The organism is Salipiger sp. H15, from assembly GCF_040409955.1.
Classification (GTDB): Bacteria; Pseudomonadota; Alphaproteobacteria; order Rhodobacterales; family Rhodobacteraceae; genus Salipiger.
In genome coordinates this window covers 76,928-98,803 of sequence record NZ_CP123386.1, presented here as the reverse complement: position 1 = coordinate 98,803, position 21,876 = coordinate 76,928, and the positions used below count along the sequence as shown (strand labels likewise).

Below are 21,876 nucleotides of genomic sequence, written 5' to 3'. Positions count from 1 at the left end.
CTGACATGACCGACCGTGGAAAGATCGACACCGGCCTGACGCTCTCGGCGCTGGATATCCTGCAGGCGGTGAAGAAGAAGAGCCTGATCAGCCTGTTGCTCGGGATCGGGGTGGCCGCGCTGGTCTACCTGCTGCTGCTGCCGATGCCGCCGCTCTACACCGCGACCTCGATCGTGTGGTTCGACGAGCGCGAGGAACGGCTGCTGACCGCCGATTCTGCCTTCTCGGCGCTCGCGGACGACACCAAGGTGACCTGGGTGAACGAGGTGGCGCCGATCGTGAAGGAAGCGGCGATCATCCAGTCGCTGCCGGTGCTGACACGGGTGGTGAACGACCTCGACCTCGTGGATCACCCGGAAATGCTGCGCTCGTCGCGCTCGCTCATCAAGGAGACGCTGAAGGACCGGCTGAAGGCCGTGCTGCCCGCCGCGCTCTTCAGCGACGACACCGAGGAGGAGGTGCCCGCCGAGGTGCCCGGGGGCACCCCCGCCGACACACCGCTCGAGGTGATCCAGAAGCTTGCCGGGGTGATCAAGACCAACACCAACGAGCTGACGCAACTCATCTCGATCACCGTGTCGTCCCCCGATCCGCAGGCTGCGGCGACGATCGCCAACCGGCTCCCCGAGGCGTTCCTGATCGAGCACAACGCCCGCGTGAACGCGGCGAGCGCCGAGATGGGGGTCTGGCTCGACGCGCAGCTGCAGGGAATCCGCGAGAAGATACAGGCCGAGGAGACCGACCTCAGCAGCAATGCCGTCGCGCTGCGCCAGATGACCCATGACGCCGACGTCGCGCTCTACCGCGACCTGCTCAAGCGGCGCAACGAGGTGCAGCAGCTGCAGACCATCCAGTCGCACCCGATCCGCGTGGTCAGCAGCGCCGCCCTGCCCAGCGACCCCGCCGCCGCCGGGCCGGGCAAGATCGCGCTGGCCGCGCTTGTCGCGACCTTCGTCGCCGCCTCGCTGCTCTTTGCGCTGCGCGAGCTGCTCGACAAGCGCGTGCGCTATCCGCGGCAGTTCGACGAGCTCGGGCTGCACGTGCTGGCCGCCGCCCCGGACCACCACCAGAACCGGCCGCTCTTCGACGAGTCGATCCGGCGCATGCTGTCGCTGGCGATCCCCGACCTGCGCAAGGGGCCGGTCGCGGTCGGCTTCACCTCGGGCGCCTCGCAGGAGGGCAAGACGCTGGTCGCCCGGGAATTCGCACGGGCGGGCGCGCGCAGCGGGCTGCGCACGGTGCTCATCGAGGCGGACCTGCGGCACCCGCAGTCGCGCGACAGCGCCGGGCCCGAGCAGCACGGGCTCGCCGACCTGCTGGCGGCGGGCCACGCCCCGGACGGCTACTTCGTCGAGGACCGCGAAGACGGCGACCGCCCACTCTACATCCTGCCGAGTGTCGAGACCTCGCGGAACCCGACCGAATTGCTGGCCTCGGTGCACATGACGCGGCTGCTGGCCGCGCTGCGCGAGCAGTTCGAGCTGATCGTCTGCGACATGCCGCCGATCTGCATGACCGCCGACGCCGAGGCGCTGGCGCCGCAGCTCGACGGCACCGTGCTGGTGGTGCGTCACGGCTATGCCGGGCTCGCGCGGACGAAATCCGCCGTGGCGCTGCTCGAGCGCGGCGGCGACCACCTCATCGGGGCCTTCGTCAACGATTGCCCGCCGCAGTTCCTGTCGCAGCTCTACGGCCGCGGCCCGCTCAACTACGGCTTCACGCCCGGCCGCAGCGAAACGCCGCCGGAGCCCGAGGACCGGGCAACGCGGGTCAAGGGCGGCTCCGAGATCAAGCTGCTGCCGCTGAACCGGGACAGGCGCTCCGATGTCGGTTGAGGTCCTCAAGGGCGCGCCAAGGCGCCACGCCGAATGGAAGGCGGCCGCCGGGGCGGTGCCGCGGGCGCTGCCGGTCTCGGTGAGCTGGTTCCTCGTCTCGCTCTTCGTGGCGTTCCAGCTCAGCCTCGGGCCGCTGAAGCTCTCGGCCTCGCGCACGCTGCTGCTGGTGCTCATCGTGCCGCTGACGCTGAAGCTGCTGCGCGGCGCGGCGGGGCGGCTGCTGGTGACGGACGTGGCGATGATCTCGCTCTGCATCTGGGTGTTCCTCAGCATGTTCGTCCGGCACGGCCTGCGCGAAGCCATCGAGTTCAGCGGCATCAACGCGATCGAGACGCTGGGCGCCTATTTCCTCGGCCGCTGCATGATCCGCGACCCGGACAGCTTTGCCGCGATGGTCAGGTTCATGTTCGGCATCGTGGTGTTCCTGACGCCCTTCGCCCTGCTCGAGACGCTGACCGGCTACAACCTGCTGCTGCACCTGACCAACGCCATCCTGCCCTCGCAGCCCGAGGTGCCGCCGCTCTGGCGGATGGGGCTCGAGCGGGTGCAGGCGACGCTCGACCACCCGATCCATTTCGGCATCTGCATCGGCGCCTTCGTCGCGCTGACCTTCCGGGTGCTGGGCTACGGCCAGCCCGCCGCGCTGCGATACGGGCGCGCCGGGCTGGTGGCCTTCGTGGCCTTCCTGTCGCTTTCGTCCGGGGCGCTCATCGCGATGATGCTGCAGGTGCTGCTGTTCATCTGGAGCGCCATCGCCAACCCGATCCGCGACCGCTGGAAGCTGCTGGCACTGATCGTGACCTGCCTTGTGGTCTTCGAGCTCTCGACCGGCTTCTTCCTCAACCTCGTGATCAGCAAGATCGCCTTCAATCCGGACACGGCCTTCAACCGGACGCGGATCTTCGGATTCGCGCTGGCGAACATCGAGGGATCGCCGCTCTTCGGCATCGGCCTCGACGAATGGGTAAACCTGCCGGGCATGTCCGACAGCGTCGACATGTTCTGGATGCTGCTGGCGCTGCGGCACGGCATTCCCGCGGGGCTCATGATGCTCGTCGGGTTCCTGTGGCTGCCGCTGACCCTCATGACCCGCGACATCCCGGACCCGCGGGTGAGCGCCTACCGCGAGGGCTACATCGTCACGCTCACCGCGCTCTTCCTCGCGCTCTGGACGGTGCATGTCTGGCGCGAGGCCTACGTCCTCGTGATCTTCCTGCTCGGCAGCGGGTCCTGGATGCTCGAGTACCATTCCCCCCCGGCAGAGGCACCGCGGCGCAGGCCGCCGGTGACCTTCTCCCGAACCTCCCGTCCACCCAAGCAATGAAGACGCATGCCCAAGGAGGAACCGTGCAACACGAAACGCTCATGGCGAAGACATTGCCCGATTTCATCATCATTGGCGCGATGCGCGCCGGAACCACCTCCCTGCACAACTATTTCCAACGCCATCCCCAGGTGAGCATGTCGCATGACAAGGAGCCAAACTACTTCACCGAGAAGAAATACGAGCTGGGCGAGGACTGGTACGTCGGCCAGTTCGACGTCGGCCAGATGTTCCGCGGCGAGGCCAGCCCGAACTACGCCAAGGTCGACGTCTTCCCCGGCGTGCCCGAGCGCATCCACCGCGACCTGCCCGACGTGAAGCTGGTCTACGTGGTGCGAGATCCGGTCAAGCGGTTCGTCTCGCAATACGATCACATGGTGTCGCGCGGCTTCGGCCTGCCCGAGCCGGGCGAGCTCTGCCGCCACGAGGATCCGCTGCCACCCGAGCCGGTGCGGCTGACCCTCGACGAGCCCTACCGGCACATCCTGTCGATCAGCTGCTACGCGCGCCAGCTGAAGGCCTACCTGCACCACTTCCCGCTCGAGCAGATCAAGATCGTCGAGTTCGAGCGGCTGAAGCAGGAGCCGGAGGTGGTGCTGGAGGATCTGCAGGCCTTCCTCGGGCTCGACCCGCTCGGCCCGCGCACCCTGCCGCTGCTCAACCGCAGCAAGGAGCTGACCAGCGTGCCGCAGCCCATCCTGCGCTCGGCGCGGGACACGCGGATCGGCAACTGGGTGCGCGACCGCATGAGCCTCGAGACCCGCGACCGGCTCAAGCGGCTCATCGCGGCGCCCTTCCCGGACACCAAGCGCGCCTTTCCCGACGAGGCGATCCACCGGGTCAGGCGCGACCTTGCCGACGACATCGCGGAATTCCGGGAGCTTACCGGAATGCCGTTCTCATCCTGGTCGGTCTGACCATGCTTTCGATTGGAGCGCTCATGGCACATCATCCCGGAGCATCTGTGGCCGAGCCCGTCGCGCGGGAGGTGTACCCGGCGGGGCGCGGCAGCGCGCCGGCGGCCGGGCCGGAGGGGGTGCCGGCGCCGAAACCGCTGCGCCTCTGGTCCGCCGGGGACGCGGCGCGCCTCGGCACGCCCGAGGTGACGATCATCATGGTCAGCTACAACACCCGCGCGCTGACCCTGCGGGCGATCGAGACCCTGCTCGCGGCCGGGGGCGACGTGCTGGCCGAGGTGCTCGTCTGCGACAATGCCTCGGGCGACGGCTCGGCCGAGGCGATCCGGCAGAGGTTTCCCCAGATAGAGACCATCGCCTCGCCCGAGAACCTCGGCTTTGCCCGGGCCAACAACGTGGTCGGCGCGCTTGCCCATGGCGAGATGCTGCTGCTGCTCAACCCCGATACCGAGACCTACGACAACGCGGTGGCGAACCTGCTGGACTTTGCCCGCGCCCATCCGCAGGGCGGGATCTACGGCGGAAGGACGGTGTTCCCCGACGGCTCGCTCAACCCGGCCTCCTGCTGCAACCGGATCTCCGTCCGCAGCCAGTTCTGCCGCGCGCTCTACCTCGACAAGCTCTTTCCGCGCAGCGGCTTCTTCAACGCCGAGGCGATCGGCAACTGGAAGCGCGACACCGAGCGCGAGGTCGACGTGATCGTGGGGTGCTTCCTGATGATCCCGAAGGCGCTCTGGGACAGGCTTGGCGGGTTCGACCTCAAGTACTTCATGTACGGCGAGGAGGCCGATCTCTGCCACCGCGCGCGCGCGCTGGGATACCGTCCGATGGTGACGCCGAAGGCCACGATCATGCATCTCGTCGGCGCGTCCTCGAACGTGCGCGCCGAGAAGATTCTACTCGTCGGCCAAGCCCGTGCTACATTGATCAGGGAGCATTGGGCGTCCTGGAAGGTGCCTGTCGGGCTCTTCCTGCTGTGGCTTTGGTCGGCGGTGCGGTTTTCCCTCTACAGATTGCGCGCGCTCATTGCGGGCAACCCGGATCTTCCCGGAAAACTGACGTGGGACCGGGTCTGGTCCGAGCGCAAGCGTTGGTTGAAAGGATATCAAGAGATTCAGGATTAGATAGAATTTATTTAGGGCGAAACTTTATGCCGAAGAAGAATTCGATTTCTCGCTTTCGCAGGTTCCTGAGATTGGTTGGCTCGGTTCTCGATCCGCGCGCCTACCTCCACATGTTCAAGATCGTGAACTATTACAACTACATCCACGTCACGCCGCTGCGCCGCGTCCAGCGGGGCAGGGGGGTGACGATCTCGCCCACAGTCTGGTTCGCCGAGCCCGACCGGATCCGGCTCGGCAACGCGGTGCATCTCAACGGCGGCTGCATGCTCTGGGCCGGTCCCTCGACCGGAACGATCACCGTCGGGGACAACGCGCTCTTTGGCCCGAACGTGATGGTCACCGCGGCGAACTACCGGTTCAACGACGGCCAGCCGGTGACCGAGCAGGAGATGGACGAGCAGGATGTCGTCATCGGCCGCGACGTCTGGCTGGGCACCGGCGTGACGGTTCTTCCGGGGGCCAAGATCGGCGACGGTTGCGTGGTGGCCGCGGGCAGCGTGGTGCGCGGCACGTTTCCACCCTTCTCGATCATCGCGGGTGCCCCGGCGAAGGTCGTCGGGCAGCGCACCCAGCCCCGGGCCGCAAAGGCCGCGGACCTCAAGGTCATCAAGGACAGGCCGGAGCGCGCTCCGGCCCGGGACGAGAGGAGCGCCGGGTGAGCACGCACGACCTGCCCCTATCCCAAGACCGCGCCGGCCCGGAGGGCGTGGCCACCCCGGCCGCGGCGGTCATCATTCCGCATTACAACGACGCCGCCCGCCTCGGGCGCTGCCTCGACGCGCTGGCGCGCAACCCGCGCCCGCTTCCGGTCGAGATCCTCGTGGTCGACAACGGCTCGACCGAAAGCCTCGAGCCGCTGGCCGCGCGCCACCCCGAGGTCCGCTTCGTCACCGAGCCCGGGCGCGGCGCGGCCACCGCGCGGAACAGCGGCGTCGCCGTCAGCAGCGCGCCGCGGCTCTTCTTTCTCGATGCCGACTGCATCCCGGCCGAGGACTGGCTGGCCACCGCCTTCCGGCGCATCGAGGGCGCGCAGATCGTCGGCGGGGCGGTGCGGATCTTCGACGAGACCCCGCCGCCGAGGAGCGGCGCGCAGGCCTTCGAGACGGTCTTTGCCTTCCAGCAGGAATCCTATGTCCGGGATCACGGCTTTGCCGTCACCGCCAACCTGCTGACATGGCGCGATGTCTTCGAGGACACCGGGCCGCTGGTGAACGGGCTTGCCGAGGACAAGGAGTGGTGCCTCCGCGCCCGCGCCAGGGGCTACCGGATCACCTATGCGGCCGATCTCGTCGTCGCGCATCCGAGCCGCGCCGACTGGCCGGCGCTGCGCCGCAAGTGGCTGCGGCTCACGCGGGAGGGCTTCGCCCTGACGGGGGCGGGGCAGGGCGGTCACCTCTCGTGGCTCGCCCGCGCCGGGCTCGTCCTGCTCTCGCCCTTCGGACACCTGCCGAAGGTGCTCCTGTCGCCGCGGCTCTCGTCGGGCGCCGAGCGGCTGCGGGCGAGCCAGACCCTGTTCCGGCTGCGCTTTGCCCGTGCCGGCTGGATGCTGCGGCAAGCGCTGGGGAGACCGCTCGATGAAGCCTGACCTCGCATCGGCACCGCGTCCTTGCGGAGGGCGCAAGGAGGGCAGGAACCCTGCCGCCTGCCAGCCTGTCACCGGAGGCGCGCGATGATCCGCAGCGGCCTCTTCGTCTTTGTCGGCAACGCGCTTGGATCGCTGTTCCTCTTCGTGCGCAACGTGTTCCTCGCCCGGCTCCTGCCGCTCGAGGAATACGGGGTCGCGATGACCTTCGCGATCATCGTCGCCGTGCTCGAGCTGGCCTCGAACATGGCCGGGGACAGGATGCTGGTGCAGGCCGAGGACGGCGACGATCCGCGGCTCGAGAACACCATGCACCTGCTCGAGATCCTGCGGGGGATGGGTCTGGCGGTGCTGCTGTTCCTGCTGGCGCCGGTCTTCGCCGATTTCTTCAAGGCCCCTGACGCGCGCCCGGCCTTCCAGACGCTGGCGCTGGTGCCCCTGATCCGCGGTTTCCGCCATCTCGACATTTTCCGGGTGCAGCGCACCCGCGACTTCCGCGGCATGGTCCTGACGCCGCTGATCTCGCAGGTGATCTCCTGCCTCGCCGTGGTGCCGCTGGCCTACTGGATGCACGACTACCGCGCGATGATGGCCTCGATCCTGCTGCAGCACTCGCTGATGGTCGTGCTGTCGCACCTCTATGCGGAACGCCGCTACGGGCTTGCCTTCGACCGGCAGCTCGGGCTGCGCATCATCCGCTTCGGCCTGCCGCTGATGATCAACGGCGCGCTGATGTTCGTGGTCATGAACGGCGAGCGGCTCATCGTCGCGAACCAGATGGGCCCGAGCGATCTTGGCTGGTTCAGCGCCGCGCTGACCCTCGCGCTGACGCCGACGCTGATCATCGGCAAGACGCTGCAGACGCTGATGCTGCCGCTGCTGTCGCGGCGGCGCAACGCCGGGACCGGTTTCCAGGAGGCAGTGCAGGCGTCGCTGCAGCTTTCGCTGCTGGCGGGGCTGGCCTTCGCGGTCTTCATGTCCATCGTCGGGCCCTGGCTCTTCGTGACGCTGTTCGGCGCGAAGTTCCTCGCGGCGGTCGACGTGCTGGTGCTGCTCTGCATCGCGCAGGGGATGCGCGTCGCGCGCTCGGGGCCCTCGACCATCGCCGTGTCGACCGGGCAGACCAGCAACCCGGCGGTCGCCAGCCTTGTGCGGGTCAGCGTGCTGCCGATCGCGCTGGCCGCGGCGGTGTGGTTCCACGCCGACCTGCACCATATCGTGCTCATCTCGATCGTCGGGGAGGTCCTCGCCTACCTGACCTCGATCCTGCTGGTCCGGCACCGGGTGGGACTCGCGGGCGGGACGATGACCTGGCCGCTCGCCCTGGCCGGGGCGAATTTCGCGCTGCTCATCCTGATCTACGAGGTCTGGCCGATCCCCGCGGACCCGGGGCACATCTTCAGTCTTCGGAGCGTCCTTCTGCTTGTCGCGATGCTGTGCAGCGCCATGACCATGCAGGACGCGCTTCGCTTCCTCTCGCTTCGGCTGAAGCAGGCGACGCCTCCGACCGCAAAGAAAGGGCCCGCGAATGGATAATGCCTGGGCAGACCGGCCGCTCCTCATCCACATCGGCTACCACAAGACCGGCACCACCTGGTTCCAGCGGACGCTCTTCGTGCCGGAAAACGGCTATTTCCAGCTGCTCGACCACCACGAGATCAACGAGGCGCTGGTCCGGCCCTACCCCCTGGCCTTCGATCCCGGGGATGTCGCGCTGCGCCTTGCGGGGCCGCTCGCGCGGCTGCCCCGCGGATGCGTGCCGGTGCTCTCGTCCGAGATCCTGTCGGGCAATCCCTTCTACGGCGCGCGCGACTGCGTGCTCTGCGCCGAGCGTCTCAGGACCTGCTTCCCGAACGCCCGGATCCTCATCACCATCCGCGAGCAGATCGCCGCCATCGCCTCGACCTACATGCAATACGTGCGGCGCGCCGGGACGCTGTCGCCCGAGGGCTTCTTCGATTTCGAGAGCGAGCCGGGCTACGGCGCCTTCGACCCCCGGCATTTCGAATACGACCGGCTGGTCGCGGAATACCGGCGGCTCTTCGGTCCCGACAATGTGCTGGTGGTCACCAACGAGGCGCTCGCGACGAACGCGACCGCGGTGGCGATGCGGCTGGCGGAGTTCAGCGGCGCGACCTGGCCGCATGCGGTCAGCAGCACCCGGGTCGGCGCCAGCGCCCCGGAATCCGCGGTCGGCCTGCTGCGCCTCGTGAACCGCCTGCGCCGCGGGCCGACGTCGACGGCGACGCTGATCGACCTCGGGACGCTCGGGCTCTGGCTGCACCGGGGCTCGTCGAAGCTCTACCAGTTGCCGCCGCTCAAGCATCTCGCCAAGCGCAGGCCGGTGCTCGAGGCGGCGCGTGCCCGCTACGCAGGGTCCTTCGCCGAGAGCAACCGGCGGCTTGTCGAGATGATCGGACCGATGGCGGATCTGTCGCGCTACGAAGGTGTCAACATGTCGGTGCTGAGCAGCCAATCGGTCGACGACCCGGCGTTCCTCGGCAAGAACAGCTCGGCCTCGAAGCTGAAAACCACCCAGTCATGATAGGGAAATTCCTCATGCCAAACGGCCCGGACACGGGGCTGGTCATCGGCCTGCTCGGACATACGGTGACGTCTTCCAACCTCGGGATCGGCGCGCTGACCCTGTCGGACATCCGCATCCTCGAGGAGGTGGCGGCCTCGCTCGGACGCGACATCCGCTTCGAGCTGACCGCCTGGCACGAGCCGCACCCGGTCTACATCGAGCGGCCGAACCTCAGCTATCATCCGCTGTCGCGCGGCTTCATCCTGCGCCCGGACGGGCTGCGCGCGATGGCGAAGCGCTGCGATCTCGTGCTCGACATCTGCGGCGGCGACAGCTTCACCGACATCTACGGCACGAAGCGGTTCATCATCCAGCTGGCGGCGCAGTCGGTCGTCGTCGGGGCCGGCACGCCGCTCGGCTTCGCGCCCGAGACCATCGGCCCATTCAACCGCCCCTGGGTCCGGCGCAGCGCCAGCTGGATCATGCGCCGCGCCGCCTTCGTCTGCGCGCGGGACGCGCTCTCCTCGGACTACGTGCGCTGCTTCGGGGACGACCGCATCACGCTCATCGAGGCCACGGACGTGGCCTTTCACCTGCCCTACGAGACGAGGCCGAAGGCGCACGAAGCGGATGGCAAGATCCACGTCGGGATCAATGTCTCGGGCCTGCTCTTCGGCGGCGGATACACCGGCAAGAACGAGTTCGGGCTCAAGATGGACTACCCGACGCTGCTGCGCAGCCTTGTCCGGCAATTCTCGGAACGCGGCGATTGCGTCGTGCACCTCATCGGCCACGTGATAATCGACACGCCGACCGCCGCCGGCGAGGACGACCAGCGCGCCTGCGAGCAGCTCGGCCGTGAGTTTCCCGGGGTCATCGTCGAGCCGCCACCGGCCGACCCGAGCGAAGCCAAGAGCCTGATCGCGACGATGGACTATTTCGTCGGCGCGCGGATGCACGCCTGCATCGCGGCGTTTTCCTCGGGCGTGCCGGTGCTGCCGATGGCCTACAGCCGCAAGTTCCTCGGACTTTTCGGCACGCTCGGATACGCGCATGTCGCGGATTGCCGGACGGCGAGCAGCGCCGAGGTCGAGTCGCAGGTCCTCCATGGCTTCGAGACCCGTGAGCAGCTTGCCGCCGAGATCGCCGCGGCGAACCTCGAGGCCACGCGGCGGCTCGGGCTCTACCGAAACTTCCTTGCACGGGTGCTCTCGGGGCAGCCCGAGACCGCCGGAACGGGGATGCTGGCGGCGGACAACACCCCTTCGTAACAAGGTCCTAGCGGGGGTCCGGGGGAGGCGCGGCACGCGGCAACCAAAGCGTGTGCTGATGCCTCCTTGGGCATTTCCCTCCATTCGTGTCACCGGCGCAGGCGACATGAGCGAAAACCCGCATGCAGCGCGTTCCCTAGGTGCAAATTCTCACGCCGCGAACTAGTTATAGTGTGTCGGCGGCGCAGGATCCTCCATTGTCCTGCCTGCGCGCAGCTGGCGTTATTTCACGCATAGGTGGTGCTTCGTCGATGTAGCGACGAGGAAGTAATCCGCGGGCCCCTCGGGCTCGGCAGATCGTCCATACCTAGTTCATTCGTTTCATAACGATCTTTGCTTTTCAGCTCGAAATTCATGATGTCCGGCGCGCTGCTCGCGACTGGATTGGGAATCCTTTTGGGGGAGTCCAATATGAAATTGAATAAATTTGGTATAAATTTTGAGTGGTTAGATCAGAGATACAATCCGGCGCTGGACCTCGACCCTGTCCTCACACTGGGCGGAACCCGCGTCGGCCAGGCGTTCTACCGAAAGTTCGGCAAGAGGTTGATGGACCTGACCCTTGTCGCGCTCTGTGCGCCGCTGCTGATCACGTTGCTGCCGCCCCTGATCGCGCTGGTTGCCATGGATCGGGGCAACCCCTTCTACAGCCAGATCCGCCTCGGCCAGAACGGGCGACCGTTCCGGATGTGGAAACTCCGCTCGATGGTCCCCGATGCGGAGAACCTGCTGCAGGCACATCTCGCAGCCTGCCCCGAGGCGAGGGAAGAATGGGAACGCGACCAGAAACTGAAGAACGATCCCAGGATCACCAAGGTGGGCCTCTTCATCCGGAAGGCGTCGCTCGACGAGTTGCCGCAGTTCTGGAACGTCATAACCGGGGACATGAGCGTGATCGGCCCGCGTCCGATGCTTGAAACGCAGCGCGCGCTCTATCCCGGGAACGACTACTACCTGCTGCGGCCCGGCATCACCGGCCTGTGGCAGATCACCGTCCGGAACGAGAGTTCCTTCGCCGAGCGCGCCCACTTCGATTCCCTCTACAATGCGTGCCTGAGCTTCAAGACGGACCTGAAGATCCTCCTTGCCACCGTGCTGGTCGTCTGCTCCTGCACGGGGCACTGAGCGGCGGAAGCCGCGCTTCCGACTGCCAGACCCTGACGATCACAAACCACTCCCACCTGCCTTCCATCGCAAGGCAGGTGTTTTCATCTCTGACGGAGCAGAAAGCCGGTGGCCGCGCCTTATTGCGTCCGCGAGGCGGGCTCGCGGAAGAACAGGATCATGACCGCCGCCACCAGTGGCCAGACGAGGCAGAGAAGGTAGCCGAGGATCCCGAACAGCACGGACCTGTTGCCCTGCCGCTTGCGCTCGCGGTGGGTGAGCGAGAGCGCGATGAGCACGGTGCCGAGATAGGCGAACGCCAGGATGTTCAGGAGGGTCATGTCACGCTCCGGCCTTGTCGAAGTGCCCGGCGACTGCGGGAACATACTGGCTAAGCGGGGAACACCCGAAACAGTAGCATGGAGCACGCCGGACTGTCGCACCGGGCGACACAAGACGGGCCTCGCCTCGGCAAGATTCGGCGCATCTGCCCGGTGCGCGGACGGACTGCCGACAATTTCGGCGACCCTTGCCCGAAGCGGGTCACGGCGCGCAGGCCGGGCGACATCCGGAGGCATCCCGGGGCCGGGGAGGCGGAAAGTCGTGCACGCAATAAACGTGATCGTTCCACTCCATTGCCGGTTCGCATCCGGACCGTCAGACTTGGTCACGCGCACCGGAGCGATTCCCGGGACGCGCGCCATATTTCAAGAGATTGGATCGACGATTTGCATGGTTGATCAGACCGTTCCCAAGATGAACAAGGCGCGGCGGCGGGGCCTCAACCGGCTCTCTCACCTGCGCAACCTGCTCGTGTCGCTGCGCCGCGCCTACCTTGTCCATGTCTGGAAGATGGACCTGGACCCGAGCTGCCAGTTCTCGCTCTCGGCCAAGTTCGACCGCACCTTTCCGATCGGGGTGCATGTCGGGGCGGATTCCTACATCGCCTTCGAGGCGCGGATCCTGACCCATGACATGACGCGCGGGCTCTACCTGCACACGCGGGTCGGCCGGAACTGCTTCATCGGCGGGCGCGCGCTGATCCTGCCGGGGGTCGAGATCGGCGACAACAGCGTGGTGGCGGCGGGCGCCGTGGTGACCAAGTCCGTGCCGCCGCGCAGCATCGTCGCCGGCAATCCGGCGCAGATCGTCCGCTCCGACATCGAGGTCGGGCGGTTCGGGCGCTTCACCACCGCCGACGAGACCGAAAGCCGGCTGGCCGCCGCCGGCAAGACCTGATGCGCCTTTCCAACCCCGCGGCCGTTCTGGGGGCGCTGCTTGTCGTCACCGGTCTCGGGCTCGCGGGCGCGGCGGCGGCGCTCTGGGCCGGGGTCGAGCTGCGCCCGGCGCCCGAGGTCGCGGACCGCCCCTTCACGGTGCCGATGCCCGGGGACGCCGGGCTCAGGCTCACGGTGCTCGGAACCAGCCTCTCGAACCGGCAGCTCTGGCCCGGCGAGGTGGCGGAGCGGCTGCGCGGCTGCGCCGGCATCCCGGTCGCGCTCTCGGTGGTCGCGCAAAACGGCGCCGGCTCGGACTGGGGCCTCGCGCAGGTCGAACGGGTCGCCGCGGAGAGGCCGGATCTCGTGCTCGTCGAATTCGCGATCAACGACGCCGACGTGACGGACGGCATGTCCCTCGCGGCCTCGGCGCGGACGCATGCCGAGCTGATCCGGGCCTTGCGCGATGCCTCGCCGGGGACGGAAATCGTGCTGCTGACAATGAGCCCGGCCGAGGGCCTCCGCGGCGTGATCCGCCCCCGGCTGCGCGCCCATTACCTGCAGTACCGCGCGCTTGCCGACGAGATGGGGGTGGGGCTCATCGACCTCTACCCGCGCTGGCTCGCCCTGCCGCGGTCGGAGCGGGGCCTCGCGCGCGACGGGCTGCATCCCGACCCGCAGACGGCGTCTGACCTCATCGCTCCGGTGATCGCGGGCGCGGTGGCGCGGGCCCTGACCGGAGCGGAGTGCGGGGACGCTCAGCGCGGATCGTGAATGAAGCTGTGCAGCCGGTCGATCAGCGCAAGATGGGCGGGGCTGAGCGCGGTTTCCTCGCCGGGCCCCTCTAGACCCGGCGCCAGCAGGAGCCCTTCGAGCTCCGCGGCGTCGAAGGCGACATGAATGCCGCGCAGGCTCTTCACGTGCTGGACCGTCGCCATCTGGTGATCGGTCCGGTGCTCGCCGAGGTCGAAGCGCCGGGGAAACAGCACAAGCGGCTTGCCGAAGCGCCGGGCCGAGAGGATCGAGCCGATCCCGGCATGCGAGACCACGATCCGCGCGGCGGTGAAGATGGCGTTGAACTCCCGCGGGGACAGCGCCCGGCGCGGATCGAGATGTTTCCAGTCGCCCGAGGCGGCCTCGCCGACCTGCGCGATCACCGGCTCGCCGAGCCGCGGCGCGATCCGGTCGAGCGCGTCGATCAGGCGCGGGAAGGGAAGCTGGGTGCCGACGGTCGCGAAGATCACAGGATGGAGCCCGCGTATTCGACCTGCGACTCGCGCGCCACGTGTTCCCATTGGCTCAGCCGCAGGTGCGCGACGTAGCGAGCCAGCCGGCCCGAGGTCGACATGCATTCGGCATTCGCGACGCTGTCGATCCACACGCCCTTCGCGCCGACCAGTCGCCCCGCCGCCAGCGCGATGAGGCCCGGCAGCGCGCCGGTGGTGATCACGACATCCGGCCGCTCGCGCCGCACGATCGGGTAGACGGCGGCAAAGCAGCGCAGCGCGGCAAGCGGTTCGCTCTGGCTGCAATCGGGGATGATCGCGGCGGGCAGTGCGTCGAAATCGTCGGGCAGACCCTGCAGCGTGGTCAGGAAGAAGACCTCGTCACCGTCGAAGGCATGGCGGATCCGCTGCAGTTGTTGCCAGTGCCCTCCCGCCGAGGCAACCGCGAGGATCTTTTTCGACAATTCCAATCTCCTTTTTGAAAATACCGAGCGGCGGCCGAAGCCGCTGACGTCGAAATCCTAAAATCTGGCACTGAAATGGACCGAAGCGAAAACAGGCGAACCGGGAACCGTTTTGACTTGATCCAAAGATAGTCCGGATTCCGCGCAGGTACAGCACCCCGGGTGGCGGTCCGCCGGGTCCCCGCCGCGAAAAGCCGGGTTCGCCGGGGTTTTGAGCGAAATCATGCGCAACGCGGCCGCCGGGCGGACCGCCTCATCCGCGCGGGCCACCCGGCAGGCCCGGGGCAGGGCTCGGGCACGCCGCGCGCGACCGCGCCGCCGAATCCCGCCCCGGGCCCGGATCCTTGCGAAATAAGTCCCTGATCGGGCGGCGAGGGCTAAAGGCGCGACGTCAACTTCGCCACGCTGTCCCAGAAAATCCGCATTCGGGACACGTGAAGACACAACTTCCGCGCGAACATCGCAGAAGAACAAAAACCGGGGGCAGCAGTGCAGACCATGACGCAGGGGATGGACACGATCATCGTGTCCACGCAGGAAGAGCTTGACGCGGCTTACAAGCAATTGGCCGAGGGCAGCGGCGGGGAAATTCTCCTCCAATCGGGAACAGATTACGACCTGATTGCGCGGGATATCGGCGACAAATTCGAGGGGGCATCGGTTTCAATTCGGTCGCTCGATCCCGACGATCCCGCCGTGATCCGGAAAGTCCAGATGATCGGGGTGGAAAACATCACGGTCGAGGACGTGAAATTCGAACTGGGCGGCGCGGATGCCGAAGGCATGGTCGCGCTTTTCGACATCCGCGACTCCCACGACATCACCGTGCGCAATTCCGACATGGCCTCCGATGCCGAGGGGTCGCTCGGAACGCCCGAGGGCCATGCCGAGGCGGCGGATCTCGCGGTGGTCCGGCGCAGCGAGGGCATCACCTTCGAGGGCAACACGATCACCAACTTCGACCAGGGCATGGCCTTCCTCGACTGCCGCGACATCGCGGTGCTGGGCAATGACATCTCGGGCCTGCAGGGCGACGGCATCCGCATCGGCGGGGTGGCCGGAATGCTGATCGAGGGCAACCACCTGCATGACTTCCTCGGCTCGACCACCGCGGTCAACCACCCGGACATGATCCAGATCTGGAGCACCAACATCACTGTCGGCAACGCCGATATCACCATTCGCGAGAATTTCCTCGATGCCGGGAACGGCGCGAATTACCAGATGATCTTCGGACGAAACGGCGCCAATTCCCCCGAGGGCGCGCTCTTCGAAAACCTCCTGATCGAGCACAACGTGCTTTTCGGCGCGCACAGCAACGCGATTTCGCTGCAGGACACGCTGAACGCGATCGTGCGCAACAATACCGTGCTCTACGATCCGGACGTCTATGTCGTGGAAGACGACGGCAGCTATTCCGGCTCCACCATGGTCGGGACCATCGAGATCGGCGGGGCAGGGGCGGTGATTTCCGACAACGTCGCGCATTCCGTCTCGGGCGGGACGGGCAATGTCGTGCTCGACTCCTCCTCGCCGCTGCTGCTCGACGATTACCGCAACCATTTCCTGAACGTCGAGGCGGGCGGCGACGGCGACCTGCGGGACCTCATGCTGCGGCCCGACAGCGCGCTCAACGGAGTGGCGGGCAGCTCGCTCACCTGGTTCACCGACCATGCCGACACGCTGACCGCCGTGGTCGACGTGACGATCTCGAAGACCGACAAGTCGCTGGTGCTGCTCGATGCCTCGTGGTCGCGCGGGCCGGACGGCGCGGTCGCGGCGCTTGGCGCGAGCTTCCTGTGGACCTTCGCGGATGGCAGCACCGCGACCGGCAACCGCATCGTGCATGACTTCTCCGGCGCGGGCCGCCACGCCTACACGCTGACCGTCACCCTGCCGGACGGGTCGAGCGACAGCATCACCCGCTCGATCGAGATCGCGCCCGCCGTCGTCGCCGACATCAGCTTCGCCGGGGGCAAATGGTCGGACGCGGGCGAGGCCGGCGCGACGGTCACGGTCTACGGCGGCAAGATCACGCAGGACGGCTGGCTCGAGATCGGCGGCCGCGACCGGCTCGAGATCACCACCGAGACGGGCGATCTCTTCGGACAGGCCAGCTTCAACCTCGGGCTGACGGTGGACCGCGCCGACGGGGCAAACGGGCTGCTGGTGCACTTCCCGGAGGTGCTGAAGCTTCGGCTCGACGCCAAGGGCTTCGTCCACATCACGCTCGACACCGACGCGGGGCAATTCACGCTCGACAGCACCACCGCGGTCTTCGCCGACGAGGCGGCGCATCGGCTCAACGTCATCCTCGACGGGGCGACGGGGAGCCTGTCGCTGGTGGTCGACGGGGTGACCAACCTGCGCATCCCGGCGGGCGGCGTGACCGCGTCGCAGGGCCATGCCGGGCTGACCATCGGCAATACCTGGGGCACCGGCATCTCGGCGCAGGTCAAGGACATCTACTTCGGCACCGAGGCGGCAATGCCCGAGGATGCCGCCGAGGCCGACGCGACGGTCGTCCTGGGAAGCCTCAGCTTCGCGGGCGGCGGGGTCGTCGCGAGCGGCCTCACCTACACGATCGACAAGCCCGGGGCCTATACCGACGCGGGCATCGACATCACCAAGGGCCTGCTGGCACTCACCCGCGAGAACACCTTCATCTTCGAGGCCGAGCGCTTCGGCGTGGCCTTCGACATGAACGTGTCGAAAGCGGGCACCTCGGGCACGATCCTCTACCTGCACCAGACGCTCGACCTGTCGCTCGACGCCTCGGGGCAGCTGGTGCTGCAACTCAACACCGACCAGGGCTGGCAGACGATCCGCACCGCGGGGCTCGACCTCGAGGACGGCGGCCTGCACCGCATCTCGGTCGCCTATGACGGCGACGCCGGCGTCATGTCGATCGAGGTGGACGGCGCGCAGGTCGCGACCGGACACCAGAGCGGGCTGACCCCCGGGGTGAAGTACTGGAGCCTCGGCTTCGGCCATCCGTGGAAGGACAGCGAGGCCTCGGTTACCGTCGACAACGTCACCATCTCCGATGAGCCCGGGATCCAGCTTGCCACCGCCACGCGCAAGCTGGCGGTGACGGCGGATGCTCCCGAGCTGGTGCTCGACTTCGAGGGCGGCGCGATCTCCGACACGTCCGGCCTTGGCGCAACGGTCGCGGTTCTGGGCGGCGGCATCACCCTCGGAACGCGCGCGGACGGCACCGGCCACGCCGAGATCACCCATGGCTCGTCGATCGTCGTCGCGCCCGGCGCCGAGCCCCTTGCCGGGCAGGACAGCTTCCTTGTCACCTTCGACCTGCGGACCGACGCCGCGTCGGGCCGAAACGTCTTCGGCATCGGCGGCGCGCTCGGGCTCGACGTCGAGGGAGATGACTTCGTCTTCCACCTGACCACGTCGCAGGGCAGCTTCACGCTCGAAACCTCGACGGACGTGCTCGCGGATCGGGACTGGCACGAGGTGGCGATCGCCTACGCCGATGCGCAGGGCCTGCTCGAGCTGCGCGTCGACGGGCAAGTCCTTGGCGCCATCGAGGCCGGCGGCGCGACGCTTGTGCAGGGCGATGACGTGCTCGAGATCGGCAGCTCTCTCGCTGACGGCTTCGATGGCGGGATCGACGACTTCGTTTACCGCACCGGGATTGGCAGCAACGCCTTCCTGCTGGGCTGACGATCAAGCCCCGTCCGGGCGCCTGCGCGTGCCCGGACGGTGGCGCTCTGGCGAACTTTTCCGGCTCTCTTACGGGACGCCTGATTGCCCCGCAGGGGAACCAAGCAAATTACATAATGTTGATTACACGTAACCGGCGGTCCCGCACTCTGGATTTCTGCCGGTTTTCCGCGTGTCCGAAAGCGAAGCTTTTCCGCGCCGACAACCTATGGCAGTGTGTGGCCCACAAGACTTTTAGACATATCCGCAGAATTGATCGCGGAGTCTCCGGAAGGGCCAGGACGTCGATGACGACCCAGCACAGCAGACGCAACTTCCTCCGTGGGCAATTGTCACGCCCCGATGCACCCCCCATGCGACCGCCGGGTGCACAGGCCCGTTTCATGGACCTCTGCACCGGCTGCGGCGACTGCGTGCGCGCCTGCCCCGAGGCGATCCTCGTGCTGCGGGAAAGCCGCTCCGGCCCTCGTCCGGTGGTCGATTTCGCGCAGGGCGGCTGCACCTTCTGCGGCGCCTGCGCCGAGGCCTGCGAGCCCGGCGCGCTTTCGCTCGAGACCGTGCCCGACTGGCCGTGGAAGGCGGTTGTCAGCGACAGCTGCCTGTCGCTGAACGGCGTCTCCTGCCGCGCCTGCGAGGATAGCTGCGATCCGCGGGCCATCCGCTTCCGCCTGATGACCGCGGGGCGCGCCGCGCCGATCCTCGACACGGATTGCTGCACCGGCTGCGGAGACTGCGCCGTCACCTGCCCCGCCGGGGCGATCAGCTTCGAGATCCCCGAGACCCAGACGGAGAGACTGGCATGAACATCTGCGGCTGCCTTGTCCATGTCGCGCGCGACGCGCTGCCCGCGGCGCGCGCGCAAATGGAAGCGCTCGACGGTGTCGAGGTGCATGCGCAAAGCGATGACGGCCGCCTCGTGGTGGTGGTCGAGGATACCGACACGGCCTTCGCCTCGGACATCATCATGTCGCTGCACCAGATCCGCGGCGTGATCTCGCTGACCATCAACTACCACCATTTCGAAGACCTCACCCAACGCCCAACCCCCGCCGCCCCCCATCCGGAGACCTGACCCATGACCATTTCGGACTCGCGCAGGACTTTCCTCAAAGCCACTGCTGCCGCCAGCACCGCCGCCGCTGCCGGCATTTCGCTTTCCCCGAGCGCAGCCCTGGCCCAGACGCCCGGAAACACCGACATCCGCTGGGACAAGGCGCCCTGCCGCTTCTGCGGCACCGGCTGCTCGGTGCTGGTCGGGACCAAGGACGGGCACGTGGTCGCGACGCAGGGTGATCCCGAGGCGCCGGTCAACCGCGGCCTCAACTGCATCAAGGGCTACTTCCTGTCGAAGATCATGTACGGCGCGGACCGGCTCACGACGCCGATGCTGCGCAAGACCAACGGCCAGTACGACAAGAACGGCGACTTCGAGCCGGTGAGCTGGGACGAGGCCTTCGACACCATGGCGCAGAAGTGGAAGGAGGCGCTCGCCGCCAAGGGCCCGACCTCGGTCGGCATGTTCGGCTCGGGGCAATGGACGCTCTGGGAGGGCTACGCGGCCTCCAAGCTGATGAAGGCCGGCTTCCGCACCAACAACCTCGACCCCAACGCGCGGCACTGCATGGCCTCGGCGGTGGTCGGCTTCATGCGCGCCTTCGGCATCGACGAGCCGATGGGCTGCTACGACGATTTCGAGCAGGCGGATACCTTCGTGCTCTGGGGCTCGAACATGGCCGAGATGCACCCGATCCTGTGGTCCCGGCTCACCGACACCCGGCTGACCAAGCCCGGCGCGCAGGTCCACGTGCTCTCGACCTTCGAGCACCGCAGCTTCGAGCTGGCCGACAACGGCATCGTGTTCACGCCGCAGACCGACCTCGCGATCCTCAACTACATCGCGAACTACATCATCCAGAACGACGCGGTGAACCATGACTTCATGGAGAAGCACGTCAACATCACCAAGACCGCGACCGACATCGGCTACGGCCTGCGCGACAGCAATCCGCTGCAGCAGGCGGCCGCCAACCCCAACTCGGGCGAGCTCACCCCGATCGACTTCGAGGAATACGCCGCCTCGGTCGCGGACTACACGCTCGAGAAGGTCTCGGAGATGTCCGGCGTTCCGGGGCACCAGCTCGAGCGGCTGGCGCAGCAATATGCCGACCCGAACCGCAAGGTCATGTCGCTCTGGACCATGGGCTTCAACCAGCACACACGCGGCGGCTGGGTGAACGGGCTAGTCTACAACATCCACCTGCTGACCGGGAAGATCTCGGAGCCCGGCAACTCGCCCTTCTCGCTCACCGGCCAGCCCTCGGCCTGCGGCACGGCGCGCGAGGTCGGCACCTTCGCGCACCGCCTGCCCGCCGACATGGTGGTGACCAACCCCGAGCACCGCGCCCATGCCGAGGAGCTCTGGCAGCTGCCCGAGGGCACGATCTCGGACCAGATCGGCCTGCACGCCGTGGCGCAGAACCGCGCGCTGAAGGACGGCGCGCTCAACGCCTACTGGGTGCAGTGCAACAACAACATGCAGGCCGCCGCCAACATCAACGAGGAAGGCTGGCCGGGCTATCGCAACCCGGACAACTTCGTCACCGTCTCGGACGCATATCCCACGGTCACCGCCATGTCCGCCGACCTCGTGCTGCCCGCGGCGATGTGGGTCGAGAAGGAAGGCGCCTATGGCAACGCCGAGCGGCGCACCCAGTTCTGGCGCCAGCAGGTCATGGCGCCCGGCGATGCGAAGTCGGACCTTTGGCAGCTCATGGAATTCTCCAAGCGTTTCGCCGTCGAGGAGGTCTGGGATGCGGAGCTGATCGCGAAGAAGCCGGATCTCGCGGGCAAGACGCTCTACGACGTGCTCTTCGCGAACGGCACCGTCGACCAGTTCCCGCTGACCGAGACCGCCGAGGGGTTCGACAACGTCGAGGCCAACCACTTCGGCTTCTACGTGCAGAAGGGGCTCTTCGAGGAATACGCCTCGTTCGGGCGCGGCCATGGCCACGATCTTGCGCCGTTCGAGCAGTACCATCAGGCCCGCGGCATGCGCTGGCCGGTGGTCGACGGCAAGGAGACGCTCTACCGCTTCCGCGAGGGCTATGATCCCTACGTCCCCGAGGGCAGCGAGGTCACCTTCTACGGCAACCCCGACGGCAAGGCGAAGATCATCTTCGCCCCCTACGAGGCCCCGCCCGAGGTCCCCGACGAGGAATACGACCTCTGGCTCTCGACCGGGCGCGTGCTCGAGCACTGGCACTCGGGCTCGATGACCCGCCGCGTGCCCGAACTGCACCGGGCCTTCCCCGCCGCCGTGGTCTTCATGCACCCCGAGGATGCCGAGGCGCGCGGGCTGCGGCGCGGGCAGGAGATCTCCATCTCGACCCGCCGCGGCGAGATGCTGAGCCGGCTCGAGACGCGCGGGCGCAACAAGCCTCCAAAGGGGCTCGTCTTCGTGCCGTGGTTCGACGAAGGGCAGCTGATCAACAAGCTGACGCTGGATGCGACCTGCCCGCTCTCGAAGCAGACGGACTTCAAGAAATGCGCCTGCAAGGTCGAGCGGGCCTGACACGGCCGTGATCCGGGCCGGTGCGCGCGC

Annotated in this window: 19 protein-coding genes; 16 read left to right on the top strand and 3 right to left on the bottom strand. The window is 67.4% G+C overall.

The annotated features are described in order from the left end of the window. The first annotated feature begins 5 nt into the window (after window positions 1–5). From PVT71_RS23040 to PVT71_RS22995, 10 genes are all read left to right on the top strand, one after another. Window positions 6–1,835, top strand: a complete 1,830-nt coding sequence (locus tag PVT71_RS23040; RefSeq protein ID WP_353475854.1) for a hypothetical protein — start codon at window positions 6–8, stop codon at window positions 1,833–1,835. Beyond that, window positions 1,825–3,159, top strand: coding sequence for a hypothetical protein (locus PVT71_RS23035; protein ID WP_353475853.1), 1,335 nt, complete (start codon window positions 1,825–1,827; stop codon window positions 3,157–3,159). Before PVT71_RS23040 ends, PVT71_RS23035 begins: the two co-directional genes overlap by 11 nt. A gap of 23 nt (window positions 3,160–3,182) precedes the next feature. Continuing rightward, the gene (locus PVT71_RS23030; RefSeq protein ID WP_353475852.1) at window positions 3,183–4,076 is read left to right on the top strand and encodes a sulfotransferase; all 894 of its coding nucleotides are present in this window, start codon (window positions 3,183–3,185) and stop codon (window positions 4,074–4,076) included. Window positions 4,077–4,099: 23 nt separating this feature from the next. Then, a complete protein-coding gene (locus PVT71_RS23025; protein WP_353475851.1) occupies window positions 4,100–5,200 on the top strand; it encodes a glycosyltransferase family 2 protein in 1,101 nt (366 codons plus the stop codon). 71 nt (window positions 5,201–5,271) lie between these two features. Beyond that, window positions 5,272–5,859: an acyltransferase gene (locus tag PVT71_RS23020; RefSeq protein WP_353475850.1), complete on the top strand. Its 588-nt coding sequence runs from the start codon at window positions 5,272–5,274 to the stop codon at window positions 5,857–5,859. Next, entirely contained in the window at window positions 5,856–6,785 is a 930-nt protein-coding gene (locus PVT71_RS23015) for a glycosyltransferase (RefSeq protein ID WP_353475849.1), read from the top strand. Before PVT71_RS23020 ends, PVT71_RS23015 begins: the two co-directional genes overlap by 4 nt. 84 nt (window positions 6,786–6,869) lie before the next feature. Then, the gene (locus tag PVT71_RS23010) at window positions 6,870–8,318 is read left to right on the top strand and encodes an oligosaccharide flippase family protein (RefSeq protein ID WP_353475848.1); all 1,449 of its coding nucleotides are present in this window, start codon (window positions 6,870–6,872) and stop codon (window positions 8,316–8,318) included. After that, window positions 8,311–9,327, top strand: coding sequence for a sulfotransferase (locus PVT71_RS23005; RefSeq protein ID WP_353475847.1), 1,017 nt, complete (start codon window positions 8,311–8,313; stop codon window positions 9,325–9,327). Before PVT71_RS23010 ends, PVT71_RS23005 begins: the two co-directional genes overlap by 8 nt. 14 nt (window positions 9,328–9,341) lie before the next feature. Next, a complete protein-coding gene (locus PVT71_RS23000; protein ID WP_353475846.1) occupies window positions 9,342–10,580 on the top strand; it encodes a polysaccharide pyruvyl transferase family protein in 1,239 nt (412 codons plus the stop codon). A gap of 357 nt (window positions 10,581–10,937) precedes the next feature. Beyond that, window positions 10,938–11,705 carry a sugar transferase gene (locus PVT71_RS22995; RefSeq protein ID WP_353475845.1) on the top strand — a complete coding sequence of 256 codons (768 nt, stop codon included), beginning with the start codon at window positions 10,938–10,940 and terminating at the stop codon, window positions 11,703–11,705. Window positions 11,706–11,824: 119 nt separating this feature from the next. Here PVT71_RS22995 and PVT71_RS22990 read toward each other — a convergent pair whose 3' ends face one another. Beyond that, window positions 11,825–12,025, bottom strand: a complete 201-nt coding sequence (locus PVT71_RS22990; RefSeq protein WP_353475844.1) for a hypothetical protein — start codon at window positions 12,023–12,025, stop codon at window positions 11,825–11,827. Between the two features lie 391 nt (window positions 12,026–12,416). Here PVT71_RS22990 and PVT71_RS22985 point away from each other — a divergent pair, with 391 nt between their 5' ends. Both PVT71_RS22985 and PVT71_RS22980 read left to right on the top strand, forming a co-directional pair. Then, window positions 12,417–12,923 (top strand): acyltransferase, encoded by a 507-nt coding sequence (locus PVT71_RS22985; RefSeq protein WP_353475843.1) that lies wholly within the window; start codon window positions 12,417–12,419, stop codon window positions 12,921–12,923. Continuing rightward, window positions 12,923–13,675 carry an SGNH/GDSL hydrolase family protein gene (locus PVT71_RS22980; RefSeq protein WP_353475842.1) on the top strand — a complete coding sequence of 251 codons (753 nt, stop codon included), beginning with the start codon at window positions 12,923–12,925 and terminating at the stop codon, window positions 13,673–13,675. The genes PVT71_RS22985 and PVT71_RS22980 overlap by 1 nt, the downstream gene beginning before the upstream one ends. Here PVT71_RS22980 and PVT71_RS22975 read toward each other — a convergent pair. Both PVT71_RS22975 and PVT71_RS22970 read right to left on the bottom strand, forming a co-directional pair. Continuing rightward, entirely contained in the window at window positions 13,660–14,145 is a 486-nt protein-coding gene (locus tag PVT71_RS22975; RefSeq protein WP_353475841.1) for a glycosyltransferase, read from the bottom strand. The two genes, PVT71_RS22980 and PVT71_RS22975, sit on opposite strands and share 16 nt — an antisense overlap. Next, window positions 14,142–14,591, bottom strand: coding sequence for a UDP-N-acetylglucosamine--LPS N-acetylglucosamine transferase (locus PVT71_RS22970; protein WP_353475840.1), 450 nt, complete (start codon window positions 14,589–14,591; stop codon window positions 14,142–14,144). Before PVT71_RS22970 ends, PVT71_RS22975 begins: the two co-directional genes overlap by 4 nt. Before the next feature lie 714 nt (window positions 14,592–15,305). On the opposite strand from PVT71_RS22970, the gene PVT71_RS22965 reads away from it, so the two are divergent. The 4 genes from PVT71_RS22965 (at window position 15,306) to napA (ending at window position 21,846) form a co-directional block, all read left to right on the top strand. Continuing rightward, window positions 15,306–18,275 (top strand): LamG-like jellyroll fold domain-containing protein, encoded by a 2,970-nt coding sequence (locus tag PVT71_RS22965; protein WP_353475839.1) that lies wholly within the window; start codon window positions 15,306–15,308, stop codon window positions 18,273–18,275. 287 nt (window positions 18,276–18,562) lie between these two features. Further along, window positions 18,563–19,078, top strand: a complete 516-nt coding sequence (gene napF, locus PVT71_RS22960; RefSeq protein ID WP_353475838.1) for a ferredoxin-type protein NapF — start codon at window positions 18,563–18,565, stop codon at window positions 19,076–19,078. Continuing rightward, window positions 19,075–19,347 (top strand): chaperone NapD, encoded by a 273-nt coding sequence (locus tag PVT71_RS22955; RefSeq protein WP_353475837.1) that lies wholly within the window; start codon window positions 19,075–19,077, stop codon window positions 19,345–19,347. Before napF ends, PVT71_RS22955 begins: the two co-directional genes overlap by 4 nt. A 9-nt stretch (window positions 19,348–19,356) precedes the next feature. Then, the gene (napA, locus tag PVT71_RS22950; RefSeq protein WP_353475966.1) at window positions 19,357–21,846 is read left to right on the top strand and encodes a nitrate reductase catalytic subunit NapA; all 2,490 of its coding nucleotides are present in this window, start codon (window positions 19,357–19,359) and stop codon (window positions 21,844–21,846) included. Window positions 21,847–21,876: the final 30 nt, after the last annotated feature.